The organism is Marnyiella aurantia (assembly GCF_014041915.1).
Lineage (GTDB): Bacteria > Bacteroidota > Bacteroidia > Flavobacteriales > Weeksellaceae > Marnyiella > Marnyiella aurantia.
Map to the genome: position 1 here is coordinate 1,042,362 of NZ_CP059472.1, position 20,266 is coordinate 1,062,627.

The 20,266-nt window shown below is 42.2% G+C and carries 24 protein-coding genes; 14 read left to right on the forward strand and 10 right to left on the reverse strand.

Going from position 1 to position 20,266, the window contains the following annotated elements:
* Window positions 1-11: 11 nt before the first annotated feature.
* Window positions 12-2,147 carry a helix-turn-helix domain-containing protein gene (locus tag H1R16_RS04785; protein WP_181887669.1) on the forward strand — a complete coding sequence of 712 codons (2,136 nt, stop codon included), beginning with the start codon at window positions 12-14 and terminating at the stop codon, window positions 2,145-2,147.
* 32 nt (window positions 2,148-2,179) lie between these two features.
* Here the strand turns inward: H1R16_RS04785 and H1R16_RS04790 are convergent, their stop codons facing one another.
* Together H1R16_RS04790 and H1R16_RS04795 are read right to left on the reverse strand one after the other, a co-directional pair.
* Entirely contained in the window at window positions 2,180-2,734 is a 555-nt protein-coding gene (locus H1R16_RS04790; RefSeq protein WP_181887670.1) for a hypothetical protein, read from the reverse strand.
* A 108-nt stretch (window positions 2,735-2,842) separates the two neighbouring features.
* Window positions 2,843-3,175 carry a zinc ribbon domain-containing protein YjdM gene (locus H1R16_RS04795; protein WP_181887671.1) on the reverse strand — a complete coding sequence of 111 codons (333 nt, stop codon included), beginning with the start codon at window positions 3,173-3,175 and terminating at the stop codon, window positions 2,843-2,845.
* A 134-nt stretch (window positions 3,176-3,309) separates the two neighbouring features.
* Between H1R16_RS04795 and lnt the strand changes: the two genes are divergently transcribed.
* From lnt to H1R16_RS04825, 6 genes are all read left to right on the forward strand, one after another.
* Window positions 3,310-4,959, forward strand: a complete 1,650-nt coding sequence (gene lnt / locus H1R16_RS04800) for an apolipoprotein N-acyltransferase (protein WP_181887672.1) — start codon at window positions 3,310-3,312, stop codon at window positions 4,957-4,959.
* Window positions 4,960-5,054: 95 nt separating this feature from the next.
* Window positions 5,055-5,291, forward strand: coding sequence for a 50S ribosomal protein L28 (gene rpmB / locus H1R16_RS04805; protein ID WP_158064774.1), 237 nt, complete (start codon window positions 5,055-5,057; stop codon window positions 5,289-5,291).
* A gap of 9 nt (window positions 5,292-5,300) precedes the next feature.
* Window positions 5,301-5,483, forward strand: coding sequence for a 50S ribosomal protein L33 (gene rpmG, locus H1R16_RS04810; RefSeq protein ID WP_181887673.1), 183 nt, complete (start codon window positions 5,301-5,303; stop codon window positions 5,481-5,483).
* A gap of 21 nt (window positions 5,484-5,504) precedes the next feature.
* The gene (locus tag H1R16_RS04815) at window positions 5,505-5,657 is read left to right on the forward strand and encodes a DUF4295 domain-containing protein (RefSeq protein WP_181887674.1); all 153 of its coding nucleotides are present in this window, start codon (window positions 5,505-5,507) and stop codon (window positions 5,655-5,657) included.
* Between the two features lie 164 nt (window positions 5,658-5,821).
* The gene (ftsY, locus tag H1R16_RS04820; protein WP_181887675.1) at window positions 5,822-6,775 is read left to right on the forward strand and encodes a signal recognition particle-docking protein FtsY; all 954 of its coding nucleotides are present in this window, start codon (window positions 5,822-5,824) and stop codon (window positions 6,773-6,775) included.
* A 125-nt stretch (window positions 6,776-6,900) separates the two neighbouring features.
* Window positions 6,901-7,155: a GlsB/YeaQ/YmgE family stress response membrane protein gene (locus tag H1R16_RS04825; RefSeq protein WP_181887676.1), complete on the forward strand. Its 255-nt coding sequence runs from the start codon at window positions 6,901-6,903 to the stop codon at window positions 7,153-7,155.
* Window positions 7,156-7,228: 73 nt separating this feature from the next.
* On the opposite strand, the gene sppA is transcribed toward H1R16_RS04825, so the two are convergent.
* Window positions 7,229-8,986 carry a signal peptide peptidase SppA gene (sppA, locus tag H1R16_RS04830; RefSeq protein ID WP_181887677.1) on the reverse strand — a complete coding sequence of 586 codons (1,758 nt, stop codon included), beginning with the start codon at window positions 8,984-8,986 and terminating at the stop codon, window positions 7,229-7,231.
* A 22-nt stretch (window positions 8,987-9,008) separates the two neighbouring features.
* On the opposite strand from sppA, the gene folK reads away from it, so the two are divergent.
* The 4 genes from folK (at window position 9,009) to fmt (ending at window position 13,942) form a co-directional block, all read left to right on the forward strand.
* Window positions 9,009-9,437, forward strand: a complete 429-nt coding sequence (folK, locus tag H1R16_RS04835) for a 2-amino-4-hydroxy-6-hydroxymethyldihydropteridine diphosphokinase (RefSeq protein ID WP_181887678.1) — start codon at window positions 9,009-9,011, stop codon at window positions 9,435-9,437.
* Between the two features lie 113 nt (window positions 9,438-9,550).
* On the forward strand, window positions 9,551-10,981 hold the full coding sequence (locus tag H1R16_RS04840) for an OmpA family protein (RefSeq protein WP_181887679.1): 1,431 nt from the start codon (window positions 9,551-9,553) through the stop codon (window positions 10,979-10,981).
* Between the two features lie 82 nt (window positions 10,982-11,063).
* Window positions 11,064-12,962: a RecQ family ATP-dependent DNA helicase gene (locus H1R16_RS04845; protein ID WP_181887680.1), complete on the forward strand. Its 1,899-nt coding sequence runs from the start codon at window positions 11,064-11,066 to the stop codon at window positions 12,960-12,962.
* 29 nt (window positions 12,963-12,991) lie between these two features.
* Window positions 12,992-13,942 (forward strand): methionyl-tRNA formyltransferase, encoded by a 951-nt coding sequence (gene fmt / locus H1R16_RS04850; protein WP_181887681.1) that lies wholly within the window; start codon window positions 12,992-12,994, stop codon window positions 13,940-13,942.
* A 60-nt stretch (window positions 13,943-14,002) separates the two neighbouring features.
* Here the strand turns inward: fmt and H1R16_RS04855 are convergent, their stop codons facing one another.
* From H1R16_RS04855 to ruvX, 3 genes are all read right to left on the reverse strand, one after another.
* Window positions 14,003-14,563, reverse strand: a complete 561-nt coding sequence (locus H1R16_RS04855) for a DUF5606 family protein (protein ID WP_181887682.1) — start codon at window positions 14,561-14,563, stop codon at window positions 14,003-14,005.
* Between the two features lie 70 nt (window positions 14,564-14,633).
* Window positions 14,634-15,206, reverse strand: coding sequence for a peptide deformylase (def, locus tag H1R16_RS04860; RefSeq protein WP_181887683.1), 573 nt, complete (start codon window positions 15,204-15,206; stop codon window positions 14,634-14,636).
* Window positions 15,203-15,619, reverse strand: a complete 417-nt coding sequence (gene ruvX / locus H1R16_RS04865) for a Holliday junction resolvase RuvX (protein ID WP_181887684.1) — start codon at window positions 15,617-15,619, stop codon at window positions 15,203-15,205. Before ruvX ends, def begins: the two co-directional genes overlap by 4 nt.
* Before the next feature lie 109 nt (window positions 15,620-15,728).
* Between ruvX and H1R16_RS04870 the strand changes: the two genes are divergently transcribed.
* On the forward strand, window positions 15,729-16,205 hold the full coding sequence (locus H1R16_RS04870) for a SixA phosphatase family protein (RefSeq protein ID WP_181887685.1): 477 nt from the start codon (window positions 15,729-15,731) through the stop codon (window positions 16,203-16,205).
* Here the strand turns inward: H1R16_RS04870 and rsmD are convergent.
* Window positions 16,184-16,768, reverse strand: a complete 585-nt coding sequence (gene rsmD, locus H1R16_RS04875) for a 16S rRNA (guanine(966)-N(2))-methyltransferase RsmD (RefSeq protein ID WP_181887686.1) — start codon at window positions 16,766-16,768, stop codon at window positions 16,184-16,186. The genes H1R16_RS04870 and rsmD overlap by 22 nt on opposite strands.
* A gap of 26 nt (window positions 16,769-16,794) precedes the next feature.
* On the reverse strand, window positions 16,795-17,511 hold the full coding sequence (locus H1R16_RS04880; protein ID WP_181887687.1) for a DUF3822 family protein: 717 nt from the start codon (window positions 17,509-17,511) through the stop codon (window positions 16,795-16,797).
* Between the two features lie 110 nt (window positions 17,512-17,621).
* On the opposite strand from H1R16_RS04880, the gene H1R16_RS04885 reads away from it, so the two are divergent.
* Complete coding sequence (locus H1R16_RS04885; protein WP_181887688.1) at window positions 17,622-17,933, forward strand: DUF6370 family protein; 312 nt, start codon at window positions 17,622-17,624, stop codon at window positions 17,931-17,933.
* A gap of 2 nt (window positions 17,934-17,935) precedes the next feature.
* Here the strand turns inward: H1R16_RS04885 and H1R16_RS04890 are convergent, their stop codons facing one another.
* Both H1R16_RS04890 and H1R16_RS04895 read right to left on the reverse strand, forming a co-directional pair.
* Entirely contained in the window at window positions 17,936-18,430 is a 495-nt protein-coding gene (locus H1R16_RS04890; protein ID WP_181887689.1) for a Smr/MutS family protein, read from the reverse strand.
* Entirely contained in the window at window positions 18,427-18,921 is a 495-nt protein-coding gene (locus H1R16_RS04895; RefSeq protein ID WP_181887690.1) for a metallophosphoesterase family protein, read from the reverse strand. Before H1R16_RS04895 ends, H1R16_RS04890 begins: the two co-directional genes overlap by 4 nt.
* A gap of 113 nt (window positions 18,922-19,034) precedes the next feature.
* Here H1R16_RS04895 and H1R16_RS04900 point away from each other — a divergent pair, with 113 nt between their 5' ends.
* Window positions 19,035-20,240, forward strand: coding sequence for a pyridoxal phosphate-dependent aminotransferase (locus H1R16_RS04900; RefSeq protein WP_181887691.1), 1,206 nt, complete (start codon window positions 19,035-19,037; stop codon window positions 20,238-20,240).
* Window positions 20,241-20,266 lie beyond the last annotated feature (26 nt).

Sequence of the window (20,266 nt, forward strand, 5' to 3'; positions counted from 1 at the left end):
AATTTTACCTCATGAATCAGCAGCTTTTTGACCTCGCAGAGAATACAAGCAGAAGCATCTTTCTCACCGGAAAAGCCGGCACAGGTAAGACCACTTTCCTAAGCGAGTTTGTGAGGAAAACCACCAAAAAACATATTGTTCTGGCTCCAACCGGAATTGCTGCAATTAATGCGGGAGGTGTCACAATACATTCCATGTTCGGACTGCCGCCCCGCACGTTTTTGCCCACGTACGAACGCATTGACGGTAACATTGCCCTGAACATCGCCGACCTGATGCTCCATTTTAAGTACCGTAAGGAAAAACTGAAACTTTTACGCGAAATTGAACTGATCATCATTGACGAAGTTTCCATGCTCCGTGCCGATGTACTGGACATGATGGATCATTCCCTGCGCTTCGTACGCAGGAGCGACAAGAGGTTTGGTGGGGTCCAGATGCTTTTCATTGGCGACCTTTATCAGTTACCCCCGGTTGTACGGGACGAGCATGTATTAAAAAGATACTACAACTCTCCGTTTTTCTTCGAAAGCCATGCGCTGAAAGAAGTACCGCTGATCACTATTGAACTTACCACAGTTTACCGCCAGACCGATGAAACATTTCTGGAAATCCTGAATGACATACGCGAAGGTGTAGTTGGTGATATTGATTTTGAGATGCTTAACCGGCGGTATATCCCTGATTTTGAACCGGGGGATGAACCTTATGTTTATCTGACCTCACACAACCGCATGGCCGACGAAATCAACCGGAAACGGCTGGCAGAACTGCCGGGGAAATCACGTATGTATGCCGCGGATATTGAAGGGACCTTCAGCGAAAACCAATTTCCCAATGATGAGGTGCTGGAATTGAAGCCCGGTTGTCAGGTAATGTTTATCCGGAATGACGCAAGCGGCGAGAAAAAGTATTTTAACGGTAAGCTGGCTGAAGTGCTGGAGGTTGAGGAGAAGGAAATTGTTGTTCAGATTGATGGCAGCGATGAAACCTACATTCTTAAAAAGGAAACGTGGGAGCAGAAAAAATACTCACTGGCTTCGGATAAAACGATAAAGGAGGAGGTACTGGGGAGTTTTAACCAATACCCCATCCGGCTGGCATGGGCAGTTACCATCCATAAATCGCAGGGGCTCACCTTTGACCGACTTATAGTTGATGCCGGACAGTCATTTGCTTCGGGTCAGGTTTATGTGGCACTCTCGCGCTGCCGGACTTTGGAAGGCATTGTCCTGAAATCGAAGATCACCCCCGAGGTTATTATAACAGACAGACGGGTAGCACAGTTCCAGGATGAAACCCAGGCCAACGACCGGCTGGAGGAGATCCTCAATTCCGAAAAATATGATTACAGTATCCATAAAATTGTAAACCGCCTGGATTGCCGCTGGATACTTCCTGCCCTGCAGTCGTGGCATAATACAGCAAACAGCAGCAAATTTATAGACAGGGATAAAGTGAAATTCCTGTACGAATCCATTAAGCCTGAAGCTGAAAACTTCAACACAATTTTCCGGAAGTTTGAGAAGATAATGCATCAGAAAACCCAAAGCTTCATCTCCGGCAAAGAAGACTGGAAGGAGGTTGAAGCCAAGGCTAAAGGTGCAGTCAACTTTTTTTTCAACCAGATCAATGCTAAAGCCTTCTCACCGCTTAAAGAGTTTTATGCTGAAAATAAAGCTGCAAAGGGACTTAAACAGTACAATGAGGATTTCCGGGTTCTGCTGGACGATCTGGAAGATTACCTAAACAGTCTGAAGTTGCTTCAACTACTGGACATACCACTTTTTGACAAGGCAAATGATGTTGCGGTAACGTCTAAAATAGCTAAGGTACCATCGCATATCCTAACCTTCCAGCTTTTTGAAAACGGAAAAACTATTCCTGAAATCTCCCGCGAAAGAGGTCTTGTAGTTGAAACTATTTACGGGCATCTGGCCAAATTTGCAGAGCGTGGTCTGCTGGAACTGGAGAGGGTATTTGCGAAGGAAAAGATTAAGACATTTGAAAAGGAATTCCGCGAAAAAACCCATGAAAATCTTACCGACTGGAAAAAAGCGTTGCCTAATGATTTTGAATTTAACGAAATACGGATTCTGCTGAATCACTACAACTATCAGAAGGAGAAAAATGAAGACGCTGAATAACTGATCTAAACGTACGAAAACGCAGGTTTCTGTTAATAGTAATTGGTATTGCGCAGAATATTTTGATAATTGGAATCTGAAAGTTTTCCTTTCTGGTGCCAGACAGCAAGAATTTCTTTTCTGTCCAAAAGTTTATTGGCTGAAGTCTGTTCAAAAATAAGTTCCGAAACGGTTCCGTCGGTTTGGGTAATGACCATCTGGTTACGGATTCCTTTCGAAATAAATCCGCGGAAATCTCCTTTAACATCGTTGCCAATGAGCCTTAGCTTTTCCACTTCAGCTATCGGAATTATTTCTTCATCAACCACAATCCTGTCTTCAAGGATTTCTACCTGCCCTACAGGCCTGGACCGGTTGCGCCCGCTGAAAATCACATAATTCAACGCTGCAAGAAGGAAAATTCCAACCAAAACCATATTGAGGGTAAAAGTACTCTCCAGGAAAAAATCTTTCTTACGGTAAAATTGAGGAAACAGGCTTAAAGTAAGCAGTCCTACAATGATGAGTATGTCAACAGCCATCAGAATAACAAGAAACTTTCCTACTGTAAATTTCTTCTCTGCAACTTTACTGAATGTTCTGAACATGAATATTTATGTTGAAGTGGTGATGGATAGTGATCAATCGGTAAGGAAACCCTCCATAACCGACCATCTTAAGTAGACAATATACTGCAAAAGATCCGGAAAAACGGATTACGCCTTTTTTACAAATTCGGATTTCAGGGCCATTGAACCGAAACCGTCGATTTTACAGTCGATATTATGGTCAGAATCCGGACGCAGGCGAATATTCTTCACCTTAGTTCCCGCTTTCACAGGTTTAGGTGCTCCTTTTACGGGAAGATCTTTTATCACTACTACGCTGTCGCCATCGCGAAGTTCGTTACCGTTACTGTCCAGAATTTTACTTGCGGCATCAGTCTCTGCCGGATCCCACTCATGAAAGCATTGCGAACAGACCTGTAAATTGTCCTGTTCATAGGTAAATTCGGAGTTGCATTTCGGGCAAATAATTACGTCTGTCATGGTATCAGTTTATCTGCCCAAAGATACGGATTTTATTGAAAACGCCTGTTTCAGCCTCCGGCCAGCGCACGAAATCGTTTTAAAAGATTAAATTTGAACTCTTCTATACTGAAGTTCACTTCAAAGTCCGAATAATGAAATATATAGTTCTCTCCCTCATATCAGCGCTACTGTTAAGTATATCCTGGCCTACCTACGGTGTGCCCTTCTTTATCCTTATCGCACTCGTCCCGCTGCTGATAATGGAACATGATATAACTAAATTCTCGAAAATAAAACACAAGACCGCTGTGGTCTTTGGACTCTCCTATCTGGCATTCGTCATCTGGAACATAGTGACAACAGGCTGGCTGTATGGAGCCAAAAACCCGGACGGCTCCAATTCGGCATTTGCGGTGGTGGTGCCAGTGCTCACCAATTCACTTCTTTACACTATTGTCTTCACTCTGTATCACCGTTACAAATCGGTACAGGGAACTTATTGGGGTCTTGCTTTCCTGGTAGCCCTCTGGATGGCTTTTGAAAAATTCCACCTGGAGTGGGAACTCACCTGGCCCTGGCTAAATCTGGGTAATGCCTTTGCTGATTATCCCAAACTTATACAGTGGTATGACACATTGGGAGCCACCGGAGGCAGTTTTTGGATTCTGCTTGTTAACGTGTATGCATTTTATACGTTAAGAATTTGGGAAGCCGCACGGAAAAGACAGGCACTAATAAAAAACACGGCGATTCTGGCGGCAGGAGCACTCCTGCCCATGCTCATTTCGTACTTCCAGTACACTACCTTCGACGAAAAACCTGTCGGGGAAGTTAATGTATTAATGCTGCAACCCGACCTGGACCCGTATACAGAGAAATACTCCAAAGACAGCCTTCAGATCTTAGATGAACTGCTGTCTCTGGCAGAACAGGGCTCCGGCGGAAAGATTGATTACTATATCGCGCCCGAAACGGCACTTCCGGGATACGGATCTATTTCCGAAGGGGGCATTGAACACAGTGCTTTACTCAACGGTCTGAAAAGCTATGCGGCGGGAAAACCGGGCGCTGTATTTGCAACAGGAATATCTTCACACCGTATCTTCACCAAAGAAGAGGACGCGCCGAAGAATGCCTATCAAAGCAGGCAAGGCATGTGGGTAGAGAGCTACAATACAGCGGTGCAGGTTACGCCAGCACAAAAAACGCAGGTATATCATAAAGGCAAACTGGTGCCGGGCGTGGAGATATTTCCCTACATTGGAACACTGAAACCCATTCTGGGTGACGCGATGCTGAATCTGGGTGGAACCGTAGCCTCATTGGGAATTGATGAGGAGCGCAAGGTTTTCAGCAACCCTTACAATTCAGGCAAACTGGCACCGGTAATCTGCTACGAAAGTATTTACGGCGAGTTTACGGGAGAATACATTAAAAAAGGTGCGAATTTCCTTGCCATTATGACCAACGACAGCTGGTGGGGCGTAAGCCAGGGACATAAACAACTGCTGTGTTATGCACGGTTACGGGCAATAGAGACCAGACGCGAGATCGCACGTGCGGCAAACAGCGGTATATCGGCACATATAAATGCACGGGGTGATATTGAAGCCGACACCTTTTACGGTGACCAAACTATCCTGTTTGGAAAAATTAAACTTTATGAAGGGCAAACAATTTACACCAGAACCGGTGATCTTCTGTCGCGAATCTGTATCTTTGCCCTCGGATTCCTTCTGTTTTACCCCATCCTGAAGAAACTTCAGGTTATGAAAGAAACATTTGGGAAGAAAAAGATATGATTTGCAGTTATTTAATTTACAAATATTTGCCTAAGTAATATTTTCTTCATAGTTTTGCAAACTCAAATAATTAAGTCAAAAAAGAACATCGAGATATGTCAAGAATTTGCCAAATAACAGGAAAGCGTGCAATGGTTGGTAACAACGTTTCCCACGCTAACAACAAAACGAAGCGTCGTTTTGAAATTAATTTGTTGGAAAAGAAATTTTACATTCCGGAAACAGAAGAGAACATTACACTGAAGGTTTCTGCTCACGGATTGAGGATCATCAATAAAGTTGGGATCGAGGAAGCAGTTCAGAGAGGAAAAAGAAACGGATTTATTAAATAATTAGTAATCATGGCAAAAAAAGGTAACAGAGTTCAGGTAATCCTGGAATGCACCGAGCATAAGGAAACAGGGATGGCCGGAATGAGCAGATACATCACCACCAAGAACAAGAAAAATACTACTGAAAGACTGGAGCTTAAGAAATACAATCCTGTTTTGAAGAAGTATACCCTTCACAAAGAAATTAAGTAATCTTTATAAAGAAATAGTACAATGGCAAAGAAAGTTGTAGCAACCCTGAAAGACGCCAGCTCTAAAAAGATGGCAAAAGTGGTAAAGATGAACAAATCTCCTAAAAGCGGAGCGTACATTTTTGAAGAAAAAGTAATGAACGCTGATGATGTTGATGCTTTCCTAAAGAAATAATCTACATTACAACGTAATGATATTGGACTACTCAAATTATTGGGTAGTTTTTTTATTTATCTTTGTATTGGCAGCTTACAGAGCTTAAATTCTTCTAAATTGTGCTGCTGTGTGCCTTAAAATATAACCGGACCTTTGCTGTCTGAAATCTGATATCTCCCCATATGAGTTGGTTTAAAAAAATATTCAATAAACAGGAAAAAGAAACACTAAACCAGGGTCTGGAAAAGTCCAGCCAGGGATTTTTTGATAAAGTATCCAAAGCGGTAGTAGGAAAAAGCAAAGTAGATGAAGATGTACTGGATGACCTGGAAGAAATCCTGATCCGTTCGGATGTGGGTGCTGCCACAACTGTAAAGATTATTGAAAGGATTGAAAAACGTGTAGCACGGGACAAATATGTAGGAACTGAAGAGCTGGACACGATTCTTAGAGAAGAGATTACCGGACTGCTGCTGGAAAACCCGCATGCCTCCACACAGAATATTGACGTCAGCAAGAAACCCTATGTTATTATGGTGGTGGGCGTAAACGGCGTTGGTAAAACTACAACCATTGGCAAGTTGGCTCATCAGTTTAAATCCGAAGGAAAAAAAGTGGTGCTTGGTGCTGCGGATACCTTCCGCGCAGCAGCTGTAGAGCAGCTCGTGATCTGGAGCGAACGTGTAGGTGTGCCGATCGTAAAGCAGGGCATGGGATCCGATCCGGCATCAGTGGCTTTTGATACAGTACAAAGCGGCGTGGCACAGGGTGCAGATGTGATCATTATTGATACAGCTGGAAGGCTTCACAATAAAGTGAACCTAATGAATGAGCTGACCAAGATTAAGAAGGTCATGCAAAAAGTTATTCCTGATGCGCCTCATGAGATCCTTTTAGTATTGGATGGATCAACAGGTCAGAACGCTTTTGAGCAGGCCAGGCAGTTCACGGCAGCTACTGAAGTGAGCGCTCTGGCAGTGACCAAACTGGACGGTACGGCTAAAGGTGGTGTAGTGATAGGAATCTCGGATCAGTTTCAGATACCCGTAAAATATATTGGGGTTGGAGAGAAAATGAACGATCTGCAATTGTTTAACGGTGCTGAGTTCGTGGACTCCTTTTTCAGACGCAGCTAGTCTTTTAAAATTTTAGTGTTTTTTTATATCATTTCAATAATTATATAGTCTTACTTCAAAAAGGTCCAACTTTAGCTTAGAGAAAGTAAATCAATAATAATTATTAACATTAAAATTTTAAAACTATGGGTATTTTAACTTGGATCATTTTTGGTCTTATCGCAGGAGCAATCGCAAAATTCATTATGCCGGGTAATCAGGGTATGGGTTGGTTAATGACTATCATTCTCGGTATCGTAGGCGCATTTGTTGGAGGCTGGATCGGAAGTATGTTCGGCTGGGGAACAGTAGATGATTTTGATTTCAGAAGCATTATCCTTGCAGTTGTGGGCGCCCTGTTAGTCCTCTGGATTTACGGTATGGCTACCAGACGTGGATAATCATTAAAAAAACAAAAAACAGATCCCTCACCAATAAAGGCGAGGGATTTATTTTTTTTACCTGCAAGAGTTGCTACTGAAGTCTTATTGTATATGGCATACCCATAATAATACCTGACTGTAGTTTGGGATTTGTTATCTGCTCAAAAAGCTGATAGTTCTCCTTACCAATTTTATTCTTGATGAATCGTGCAGAAATTTCATTCTCATTGAAATCTTGAAAAAACTGCTCCCATTGCGAGCGCTTTTTAGGATATTCGGCCACACTGTAATCTTTCACATTAGCTTTCTTGGCAGCAAATGCCAATGCATCTTTTAAGGATCCAAGTTCATCTACCAACCCATTTTGCTTCGCACGGGTACCGGACCAAACCCGGCCGCCACCAAGTTCATCAATCTGTGTATAGGACATTTTACGGTTTTGAGTAACAAAATGAACAAACCGTTTGTAGGTACCTTCTACGCTTTTGGTCATTACCCTCACTGTTCCCGGGGACACGCCGTTTATAAGGGAAAAGTTATTGGAATTGGCATTAGTTGTTACGCCATGCGCATAAATGCCGTTTCTGTTTGCCATCTCTTTGGCATAAGGTATCATTCCGAATACACCGATAGAACCTGTTATCGTATTTTGCTCAGAGTAAATTCTGTCCGCAGCCATTGCAATATAATATCCACCGGAAGCAGCATAATCGCCAAAGGAGACAACAAGTGGTTTTTTCTTTTTCAGTTGCTGCAGTTCAAATAATATCTCATCGGACGCATTTGCGCTTCCGCCCGGTGAATTAACCCTAAGGACTACCGCTTTCACATCTTCATCGTCTGTGAGTTTCTTAATATCTTTTACAAAATTCTGCGCATAGATATCTTTTGTTCCTTCACCGTTATAGATGGCGCCTGATGCATAAAGGACAGCTACTTTATTTTTGTCCGATTTGTCATCATCTTTATAAGAACGGATATATTTTGATAAACTAATCCGGTTAATATCATCCTTTTCCTTCAGTTTTAATTTTGATTTTAAGATGTCATCGTACTGGGATTTCTGAAGAAGTTTATCTGCAAGTCTGTGCTGCACGGTCAGTTCAGGAATAACTCCGTAAAGGCTGTCCACTACCATTGTTAGTTGTGCAGGGGAGATTTTTCTGGAAGCAGCTATTTTTGTAGAATTTACACTCCAGATATCAGTAAGGAGTGTGCTTAGCTGTTCGCGGTTTTCATCAGACATATCATCACGCATATATGGCTCTACCGCTGCCTTATATTTCCCGTGACGTATAACTTCAAGCCCAATCCCGTATTTTTCGGCAAAACTTTTCATGTACATCACTTCGGTACCCAGTCCTTTCAACTCAATTCCGCCGGAAGGATTTAAGTAATACTGATCTGCGACAGAGCCCAGGTAGTAGGCAGGCTGGGATACGGTATTTCCATATGCAAGAACAAACTTGCCGGATTTCCGGAAATCCTGCAGAGCATTCCGGATTTCATCCAACTGAGTCATTCCTGCACTGATGAAATCGGTTTCAATACTTATCCCTTCAATCTTAGAGTCAGATTTAGCTTTGTTGATTGCGTTTACTGCATCATAAACCAATACATTTTTGGAAGGACTGTTAAAAGCGAAAAGATCACCCTGATCTTCAGTGGGACTGTCAATAATATTGGTTTTCATATCGAGGGTGAGTACCGAGTTCTTTTTAACCTGCGTTTTGTTGTCGCCTGCAGCTGCACTCACAGCCATCATCAATATAAAAAAAACTGTAAATACGCCACCAATCAACAGGATTGCGACTATATTTGCAAGAACATTTCTGAAAAAACTTTTCATAATAATTATAGAATTTCAAGATATGTCGCACAATGAAGCCATTTTGTTACTGGGAAGCAACCTGGGAAGCACTGAAAAAAATATAAAAATGGCATTAGAGTTGCTAGAGAAGAGTAACTGCGTAATAAAACGTAAAAGTAAGGTACTGTTAACTGAACCTGTTGAGTTCAAATCTGAACATATATTTTGTAATATTGCAGTATTGATCAGTACAAATCTGTCGCCTGTATGTTTACTCAAGGAGGTAAAAAAAATTGAAAAGGAAATGGGACGCATGCAGGACAGCGGAGATGGCAGAGGATATATGGATCGGATAATTGATATAGACATTGTTACATTTAACGGAATACTTTTTATATCCGCATACCTTCAGATACCACATGTAAAACATTTGCATGGCCGGGATTTCTCAAAGGAACTGATTGCTGATCTACGTAGTGAAATTAACTAGAACAACAGCTTAAGGATAGAAGTTTTAAATGGTAAGGGATTTCATTTTGCTTCTCTGAATCAATATGCTGTTAAAGATAAAAAATCAATTATTAACATTAAAAATAATAAATTATGAAAGTAACTACCGCCGTACTTGCATTGTCGCTGGCTCTACCGTTTGCCGCGTCTGCGCAGGACTCTATCGCAGTAATGAGTAATGAATACCCAAATACGTATTCGTCAGGTTCTGCCAATGTTTATCCTTTTACACAGGATTCAAAAAGATTTAACGACTGGGCAATTTCTGCCGGTGTAGGTGTTCCGTTGGTACAAACTGCAGAACTCAATTCTATAAAATTCACAGAGAATGGAGGAAAAACAGTCTTTGGATACTCTGCGTATTTAAGCATTGACAAAGCTATTACTCATGCTTTTGGTTTAAAATTGCAGTACGATAGGGGTGAAACCAGACAAGGATGGTTTAATACAAAAAATGCAGATGCTACAGCTGCCGCACCAATTGGTGGACGCACCCAGTACGATGCCCTTTCGCTTTTAGGAGACATAAACCTTTCAAACCTTCTTAGACGCGTTGATAACAAATCACCATACAGATGGGCGCTTCATGCCTATGCGGGTATTGGTACGCTTGGTTTCAGAAATTATATTGAGGATGAAAACGGTCAACGACTAACAGGTGAAGTTGATCCTCTTACATTAGGTTCATTTATGTTTCAGGGAGGTACCGGTTTAAAATACAGACTGAATAACAGATTAGATGCTGAAGCAAGATTGATGTATATTTATACAGGAGATGACGAGTTTGATGGTATTGTACAACCATCGGACAAATCAGATAATTTCTTCAACGCCACTTTAGGTCTTACTTATAACATCGGTAAACACCAGTCCCACCTTTTCTGGCATGATCCTTTGCAGGAAATCTACTACAAATTAGATGTCCTTGCTGAAAAAAATCAGGATATTGAAGTTTGTAAAGCTGGTGACAACGATAATGACGGCGTTTGCGATGATTGGGACAGACAGCTCGATACTCCTGCAGGAGCACGCGTTGACGGTGCTGGTGTAGCATTGGATACTGACCTGGATGGCGTAATTGACCTATATGACAAGTGTGTTACTGTACCGGGACCGGTTGAAAATGACGGATGCCCAACATCAGGACCAATGAATGGCGGTGTTGTTACTGATGATACCAGAACCCTTGAAGGGATTGAGTTCGATCTTAACTCCGACAGAATTCTGCCATCAAACACTCCAATCCTTAACAACGCGATTAATTATATTAACTCTACTCCGGGAGCCTATAGAGTTGTTGGAGGAACGGATACAAGAGCAAGTGATGCTTATAACCAAAATCTTTCTCAAAGAAGAGCCAACACTGTTAAAAACTATTTGGTACAGAAAGGTGTAAGCAGCGGAAAACTTGAAGCTGTAGGCCGTGGTGAAAAAGATTTGAAATACGCAGAATGTGATCCTGCTACAAAATGTCCTGAATGGAAAAACAGAGCAAACAGACGCGTATATTTTGAAGCTAAATAATTAGTTTTTCAGTATATTTTAAGAAGCCACGCATTGCGTGGCTTTTTTTATGATTATGGATTAGATTCCTTATTTTTACGGGATGATTTCCACAAGCGATTTTCATGAACTGAAGTTGAAGACCCTAAAACATTTTTGGGGCCACACAACATTCAGGGAGCAACAGGAGGCAATCATCGATGATGTTTTGTCCGGCCACGATGTGGTTGCGCTGCTGCCCACCGGTGGTGGGAAATCGCTTTGTTACCAATTGCCTGCACTCTTATTACAGGGCACCTGTCTGGTAATATCTCCGCTGCTCGCACTTATGCGGGACCAGGTTACCCAACTTAAAGCTAACGGTATTGAAGCAGAATATCTGTCTTCCGAACTGGAGGATTTTCAGACTGAAATAATTTTCAGCCGCTGTCGCGACGGGCTGACCAGGTTGCTTTACGTATCACCGGAACGTCTTAACAATCCGGTATTCCTGGACAATATCCGTGACATTGAACTGTCCTTCATAGCAGTAGATGAAGCACACTGTATTTCGGAATGGGGCCAGGATTTCCGCCCAAGCTACCAAAACATTAAAGCTTTCCGCAATGAATATCCCGGGTTGTCCTGCCTGGCACTTACTGCAACCGCTACTCCGAAGGTCTTAGACGAAATCACAAACAGATTGGAACTGAGAAATCCTGTAATCTATCAGATGAGTTTCAAACGCGGTAATATAAAGGTTTTTACCGATCAAATAGCGGACAAGTACCAGAGGATACATGACCTTTTAAGGTACACTAAGAACGCAGGGATCATTTACACACGAACGCGAAGGGAAGCCGAAGAATTAACAAGATTCCTGAAGAGTAAAAATATCACACACGTAGATTACTATCATGCGGGCCTCACCTTAAAGGAAAAGCGACAGCGACAGCAACACTGGCTCCAGTTCCGGGATCAGGTGCTGATATCTACAAATGCATTCGGGATGGGTATCGACAAAGAAAATGTGCGGTTTGTGATTCACTATTCATGTCCCGCCAGTCTTGAGAATTATTATCAGGAAATTGGACGGGCCGGTCGCGACGGTGATGAAAGTTATGCATTTCTCCTTTGGAACGAACAGGAACTGCAAGCCTTTGATCAGTTGCTGAAATACCAGACACCGGATAAACGTGAATTCAATGTAATTATAACCTACCTCTATTCGCTGTTTCAAATCGCTGACACAGACCTTCCGGAAAAAACCCTTCAGCTGCATATCGACACCTTAAGGAGATTAAGCAAGTCATCCACGGGAAAGATCAAAAATATCCTGAACTTCATGCATAATCAGGAACTTATTTATGTGAACAGTCATAAAAGCCTGTCGTCACTGGAACTTAAACTCTTGCCTGACGAAATAGACCAACTCCCAAAAAAAGATGCCTACTTCCTGGAACTCCTGCTTCGTAACCTGGCAGGAATTTCTGCCCGGAAAGTAATGTTCAGCGAAGTTAATCTTAGTACGAAAATCGGCGTAGACGTTCTTTTGCTGAAGGAGCGAATCCGCGAACTGCAGGCTAATGGTCATCTGGAATATATTGACGGTGCACTTTCCAGCATAAAATTTCTTCAGCCACGAAATGACCGGGTACTGAGCTCAAAATACTGGAATCTTTTTTATCAGATCCAGAGAAACAAACTGCAGAAATGGGAGGAAATGAAATTTTATGTACGCAACAGGGACCACTGTAAGATGAGGATGATCCTATCCTATTTCGGCGAAAAAAATTCGAAGGACTGTGGGCAGTGTGTAGTGTGCAATTCCAGGAAAGGACATTCTGCCAAATCAATCACCGGCGAAATTGAAAATGTGCTTAGCCGCAATGCCTGTACGGCAGATGAAATTGCCATCCAGCTTAACTATTACGAAAAAGAGAAGATCCTGGAGCACCTTATTCTGTTACTGGACGCCGGCAAGGTTAAAATGCTTAATTTCCGAACCTACGCCCTGGCATAATCAGCACATTCTAAACTATGAAAATGAATATGAAACCCTTAAGAACCGTATTTTTCGGCACTCCCGAATTTGCAGCCAGCAGCCTGAAGGCAATTCATGACTCAGCACATCAAATCGTTGGCGTGGTGACTGTTCCGGACAAGGCAAGCGGCCGCGGTCAGAAAATTAATGAATCACCCGTAAAAAAGTATGCTGCCGAACATAATCTCCCGGTGTTTCAACCGGAAAAACTTAGAAACAGTGAGTTTCTGGAGCAGATGAAAAGCCTGGACGCTGACGTGTTCGTAGTTGTGGCTTTCCGGATGATGCCCAAGGTACTTTTTGAGCTGCCGAAACTGGGCACCTTCAACTTACATGCATCATTGCTGCCGGATTACCGTGGCGCCGCACCTATTAACTATGCCATCATCAACGGCGAGACAAAAACGGGAATAACCACTTTTTTCATTAACGAAAAAATAGACGAGGGTCATATCCTGCTGCAGCATGAGGTGGAAATAACTCCTGACGACAATGCCGGCACACTACATGACCGGTTAATGGAGAAAGGCGCTCAGCTGGTGGTAAAGACACTGGATGGCCTTGCGCATGAAAACTTAGCTGAAACACCTCAGCAGGAAAAAGAACAGGTTAAGAACGCCTTTAAAATCTACAGGGAGGACACCCGGATAAACTGGCAACAGAACGCGGTAACCATTCACAACTTCGTGCGCGGACTTTCACCCTACCCATGTGCCTTTACCAAACTCAAAATCGGAGCGGAAGAAAAGACACTGAAAATTTACGCCGGTATAACGGAGGAAACTGAAATTGACGAGCCTGCAGGCCATCTGTTAGCAGACCGGAAGAATTTCAAGATCATGACTGGCAGTGGATGGTACCTACCTTTGGAAGTACAGCTGGAAGGCAAAAAAAGAATGGGCATCAAAGATTTCCTGAACGGTTTAGGATCTTATGATAACATTACTGTTATAATGTAAATAAAAATCGTTGCTGAAACAGTTCGGCAACGATTTTTTTATGATGGCAGCAGTTTAAAACTAACCCTGCTTTCTGTGCGTGCTTTTAGGAGCAGATTTGACAGCAGAAGTAGAGGCTTTCACCTTCGGTGCAGCTGTTTTTTCAGCTTTTCCAGCCGTTTTCTTTTCTGCCGGCTTTAGCTCTACTTTTTCTTCTGCCTGCTGATCTTCGGCGCTCACTTCATCTCTCTTGAAACTGTCCTTATGTATGAATCCTGCTTTATGCAGAATATTGTACCACTGAGCCAGTTTTTTAATGTCAGAAACGTAAACTCTGTCCTTGTCATAATCCGGAAGCGCTGACGACATAAATTCTCTCAGTTCTGCCTCGGTGGACTTATGAGAAATGGTTTCGCCGAATTCATTAGCTTTTGCGATATTTTCAAAAACTTCAAACAGAGGTACCTCCTTATCCGTTGTAAACATAGCAATGTTATCCAGCAAACTTACCTGACTGGAGTTACCTATGCTCACTTTTTTCTTGGTGCTGACATCCTCAATGATAAAGCCGTTTTTCAGTTGTGAAACCAGCTTGAACAGTCCCGGTTTTCCGGAAATTGAAATAATTTTTTCTAACTCCATATTCTTTGTTTAAAATTTAGTCACGTTGTCAACGTCACTTATTTAACTTACAGTTTTCTGTTTGTACTCCCTATTTGGGAAACCTCATTTTATAGTCAACATTTACATCACCCTGCATAATCCTGCCCAATTTTCCTTTCACCAGTTTTTTCTTAAGCGACGACAGGTGATCGGTAAAGAGAATTCCTTCAATATGATCATACTCGTGTTGTATAACACGGGCACGAATATCGGAAAAAGTTTCGGTATGCTTTACAAAATTCTCGTCAAAATATTCAATCACGATGGTTTCTTTTCGCTTCACATCCTCACGTACATCCGGGATAGAAAGACAGCCTTCGTTGAACTTCCATTCAGGACCACTTTCCTCCAAAATCCTGGCATTGATGAATACTTTACGGAAGTCTTTTAATTCCTCTGCAATATCTTCATAATCCTCGTCTTCAGCCAGCGGACTAACATCTATGCAAAAAAGACGGATGTCCAGACCTATCTGTGGGGCGGCAAGACCAATACCGTGAGCACTGTACATAGTCTCATACATGTTCTGAATCAATTCCTTAAGATTAGGATAATCTTTATCAATGTCCTGACCTTTCTTCCTTAAGACCGGATCTCCAAATGAACGGATTGGTAATATCATTTCTGTATCTGTTGTAAATAATTCTGTAAAATTATGGTAGCACTTATCTTGTCGATCAATGCCTTGTCCTCCCGTTTTTTCTTGCTCATGCCACTTTGTGAAATATAAAGTGAGGCAAGTTTAGAGGTAAAACGTTCATCCATACGGTGAACAGGTATCGCCGGGAATTCCCTTTCGAAAACCCTGATAAAAGCAAGGATATCCTTCTCAATTTCAGAAGCATTTCCCTGCAGGTTGGTGGGGAGACCAACTACTACTGCATCAACTTTATTGGCTTGATAATAACGCTTCAGGAAATCAAAAAGTTTGGCATTTTCCACGGTTTCGAGACCACTGGCGATAATCTGCATGTCATCTGTGACAGCGATGCCCACTCTTTTCTTTCCGTAATCGATTCCCATTATCTGTCCCATCGGGCGCAAATTTACTAATTTTAAGTGGTTTAGGAGCCGCATTTTAATTCGGTGAAAGGTTTAATGGAAATTTATTTATAATTTTAATTCTCCAAATTCAAAACATTAAATGAAAAAATTATTACTCATTAGGCACGCCAAAAGCGACTGGCCAGAGAACACAGACGATTTTGACAGACCACTGGCCATCCGCGGCCAATCTGATGCCCAAAAAATGGCTCAATATCTTAAGGGACAGGAAATCGAAATTGAACAGTGGATTACCAGCCCAGCTGTACGGGCGAAGAATACCTGTGAAATATTTTGCAATACATTCTGTAAAGATTTCAGTACGGACGAAAAACTATACCAACCCTCCGAGCGAAACATTATGTCCGTACTCTATGATCTGGATAGTGAGACAAGTTCCGTGGCGCTGTTTTCACATAATAACGGGATCTCCAATTTTGCCAATACAATGACAGAGGATGTATTCCTGTTTCCTACCTGTGGCGTAGCCGGTTTTGAAGTGAACTGCAGTTCCTGGCTGGACTTCGAAGCAGCAGATAAAAAATTAATCTTCTTTTACGAACCCGAAACAATCTGATCCTCAGCGGGCGCGTTAGGCTTGAGAAAGGAAAAACTCAAATTACCGTATTTTCTGGTGTCTGTTATATTTTCATGAACCGGCACCTTCTTCGTGGGATGTTCCAGCACGAAAACCCCATTTTCTTTTAGGTAATTGTTGTTAAGAACCAATGAGATCAATTCCGAGTATTTCTTTTCGTCCAGGTCAAAAGGCGGATCGGCAAAAATAAGATCAAACTGCTTTCTGCCACGGTTTTTCTTCAGCCAGTCGAAAGAATCGCCACGCTGCACATTAATCTGAAGCTGCATTTCGAGTTCAGCCGATGTGCTGTTAATAAATCCGGCATGTTTTGCGTTCATTTCTACTGCCGTCACATCCTGGCAACCCCGAGAAGCGAACTCCAGGGAAATAGACCCTATGCCCGCGAAAAGGTCCAGTGCCGAAACATAGGACAGGTCATAGCGGTTTTCAAGCATGCTGAAGAGCGCCTCTTTGGCAAAGTCGGTTGTTGGCCGTACATCAAAATTTTTAGGAGCCAGAATTCTTTTGGCTTTCCATTTACCTGCAATTATTCTGAACATATATTATTTTTTTTATCCGCACCGCGTTAGGAATTAACCAGGAATTTGCGCTTGGGAAGGTTATCAAATACGATCTTCAGGTTCTTTACAAACTTCTGAAGTTCGGATATAAAGGTTTCGTTTTCCGATGTTTCACCATAAACAAAAAACCGTGTCTCACCCAGACCGAAACCAATTTTGCTTAGGCTGAACATAATAAAGTAAAGAAAATCCACTTCAGAATTCACATCAAGGTTGTTGTAAAGCACAACTTTACGGCTTTCCAGCGCAAAAAACTCACACTGGTTGTTGTATAGGTTGATATGGATTTCCTTTCTTCCTTTCGGAGAGATGGTATTTAAAAACTTCTCACCGGAAAAATTAAACTGAGCCGGAATATGTGTCTGCTTTATTAGCGTATACAGATCCTTTGGAAATGTATAATAAAACTGCACTTTATACTTTTTGTTTACAGACAGCATCAATTCCTCCCCTTCTGGCTGCACTGGCGAATTAAATGAAATAAGATCCTGTCCTAAATCATGCCTGTCAAAACCCTCAGGCATCAGCGTGAAGTGATTGAGTGCAGAAAGCACTGATACTGAAGAAAATTTCGTCTGCAGTATTTCCGAAAGTTTACTGCTGATGGACTGTTCCGGCATTTCTTCACTTACGAAGAAAGACGATTCGGAAAGGACGCTTTTGTTTCGGAGAACCTGGTAAATAAGCCCGTCCCGCGTGAAGAGTAAGTTTAATTTTTCCATCTTGAAGTGGACAAATTTATTAAATAAATCCCGGCTTCGGAAATGAGCCCTTTCTTATTATGAAATAATCCTAACTTCGTATTAATCTAACCTCACTAAAAACTTCGGAAATGAAAAAGGCCGCTTTTATACTGCTACTGTCGTTCAGCTCATTTGTACTTGCACAGAAAAAAGTTAAAAATCAGATTATTGAAGCCTCCTGCGGCATGTGTCAGTTCAAGCAGAAAACTGACAAAGGATGTGTACTTTCAGTAAAAATAGACAGTAAGGTTTACACAGTTACCGGTACGGGAATCAATGACCATGGCGATGCTCACGGTGATGACGGCTTCTGCAACAGGATCAGGAAAGCCAAAGTTTCGGGAGAAATAAAGGGTTCTGCGTTTGCTGCTTCCGAATTCAATTTGCTGCCCCTCCAGTAAATTCAGTCAAATTTCACGGTTACAGAGCCGGACTGATGATGAAGGATTGCGTTATTATAAAACTCCAGGCCGGATTGCCCGCTAAGCACATCGTGTACCATCTGCTGTAAGACTCCGTCGCCAATTCCGTGTATGATTTCCAGATTTTTAAGATGATTCTTCCTGCAGAAGTCCAGTGTTTCGGTTAATTTTTCCTTTTGCATAAAGAGCCTTTCAAAACTGCTGTAGCGGGAAGCGTCCTTAACCAGATTTTCAAAATGAAGATCAAGTATCAGTGGTTTTTTATTATGTTTTTTTGATGATATCTTACGTGCTTCATTTTTCACCTGTACCTGCAGTCCATCATAAATTGAGGCATTCTGAACCACCAGTTTACTTTTTGGGTATTGATGAGTAAAACCATAAGTATCGCGAAAGACCACGGTTTCTCCATGGACTGAAGTTATTGTGCCGCCCAGATCATCGTCCAGTACAGAAACATGTTCCCCTATTTTCATTTGGCTCCCAGTTCAATGATTTCCAGATTGTCTATATTTCCATTAGATACTTCAAAGCGCATCATTGTCCGCATCTTATGCCAGCCTTCTTTGCCGCAAGCTCCCGGATTAAGGTGCAGAAGCTGATTTTCCTTATCATACATCGCCTTCAAAATATGCGAATGTCCGGAGATAAATAATTTTGGTGTCTGGCTGGCGATTTCTCTTTTACTCAGCGGCGAATATTTTCCCGGATAACCGCCTATATGAATCATCAGCACCTCTACCCCTTCGCAGAAAAACCTGTTCACTTCGGGAATACATTTCCGGATGGGTTCGCCGTCTATATTACCATAAACTCCCCGCAGCGGTCTTATTTCTTCCAGAGCTTTCAGAACTTCTGCACTGCCAAAGTCTCCGCAGTGCCAAACCTCATCGGCTGCTGCGGCGTATTCCAGGATACGCTGGTCCATATGAGAATGAGTGTCCGACAGCAGTAAAATTTTCTTCACGCTGCAAAATTATTAAAATATATCAGGCTTTTGAAACCGAAGAGCAGTTTGTGCACCAGGCAGTGAGAAGGAAGGTCCGGAAAATTTCCTAAATTTGTAAAAATTCTAAATAAATGCCTAAAATATCCAACAGAGCTGCAGAAATGCCGGCTTCGCCAGTTAGAAAACTTGTTCCTTATGCTTTGCAAGCGAAACAGAAAGGAGTTAAGGTGTACCATCTGAATATTGGACAACCGGACATAGACACTCCGAAAAGCGCCATAGATGCACTAAAGAATATTGATCTTAAGGTGTTGGAATATGCACTTTCTGAAGGTAATCTGGAATACCGCACAGCTCTTAGGGATTATTACCATTCATTAGGATTTACAGATTTAACAACAGAAAATTTCATCGTAACCAACGGTGGGTCCGAGGCTCTTAATTTTGCCTTGTCCACCCTTTGCGACGATGGTGATGAGGTGATTATTCCTGAACCGTATTATGCCAACTATAACGGTTTTACCAGCACATTCAACATAAAGGTGGTTGCAATCCCGTCTACAATTGACACCGGATTTGCACTTCCCGTTATTGAAGAATTTGAAAAAAAGATCACGTCAAAAACACGTGCGATCATCATCTGTAATCCGGGAAATCCAACAGGATACCTGTATACCCGCGAAGAGTTGCAGCAATTGGCCAATATCGCGCTGAAACACGACATTGTTATTATTTCTGATGAAGTTTACCGCGAATATGTATATGACGGCAAGCAGCAGATTTCTATGTTCGATTTTCCTGAACTGGCAGAAAACTGCATCATTATAGATTCTGAATCCAAGCGTTATTCCATGTGCGGTGCCAGAATTGGCTGCATGATCACCCGTTCCAAAACCATTCACGATGCGGCCATGCTTTTCGCTCAGGCAAGGCTTTCACCGGTTCTTTTAGGTCAGATTGCGGCCACTGCAGCACATAAAGATGATGCTGCCTATATTTTGCAGGTTCGCAACGAATATACACATAGACGCAATGTACTGGTGGATCTTCTGAACGGAATTCCGGGGGTAATTTGCCCGAAGCCTAAAGGTGCTTTCTACTGTGTGGCCGAACTTCCTGTTGATGATTCGGAAAAGTTTGCGCAATGGTTACTGGAACATTATTCCAACAACAACGAAACAGTAATGGTAGCGCCGGCAGGTGGTTTTTACAGTGATCCGGAACTGGGTAAGAAGCAGGTTCGTATTGCATATGTTCTGAAAGAAGAAGATTTGCGCCGCAGTGTGGAACTCCTGAATGATGCGCTTCAGAAATACCGCGAGGAATTCAGCCTTTAGAATTTCGCCAATTTACTTCCACAGAA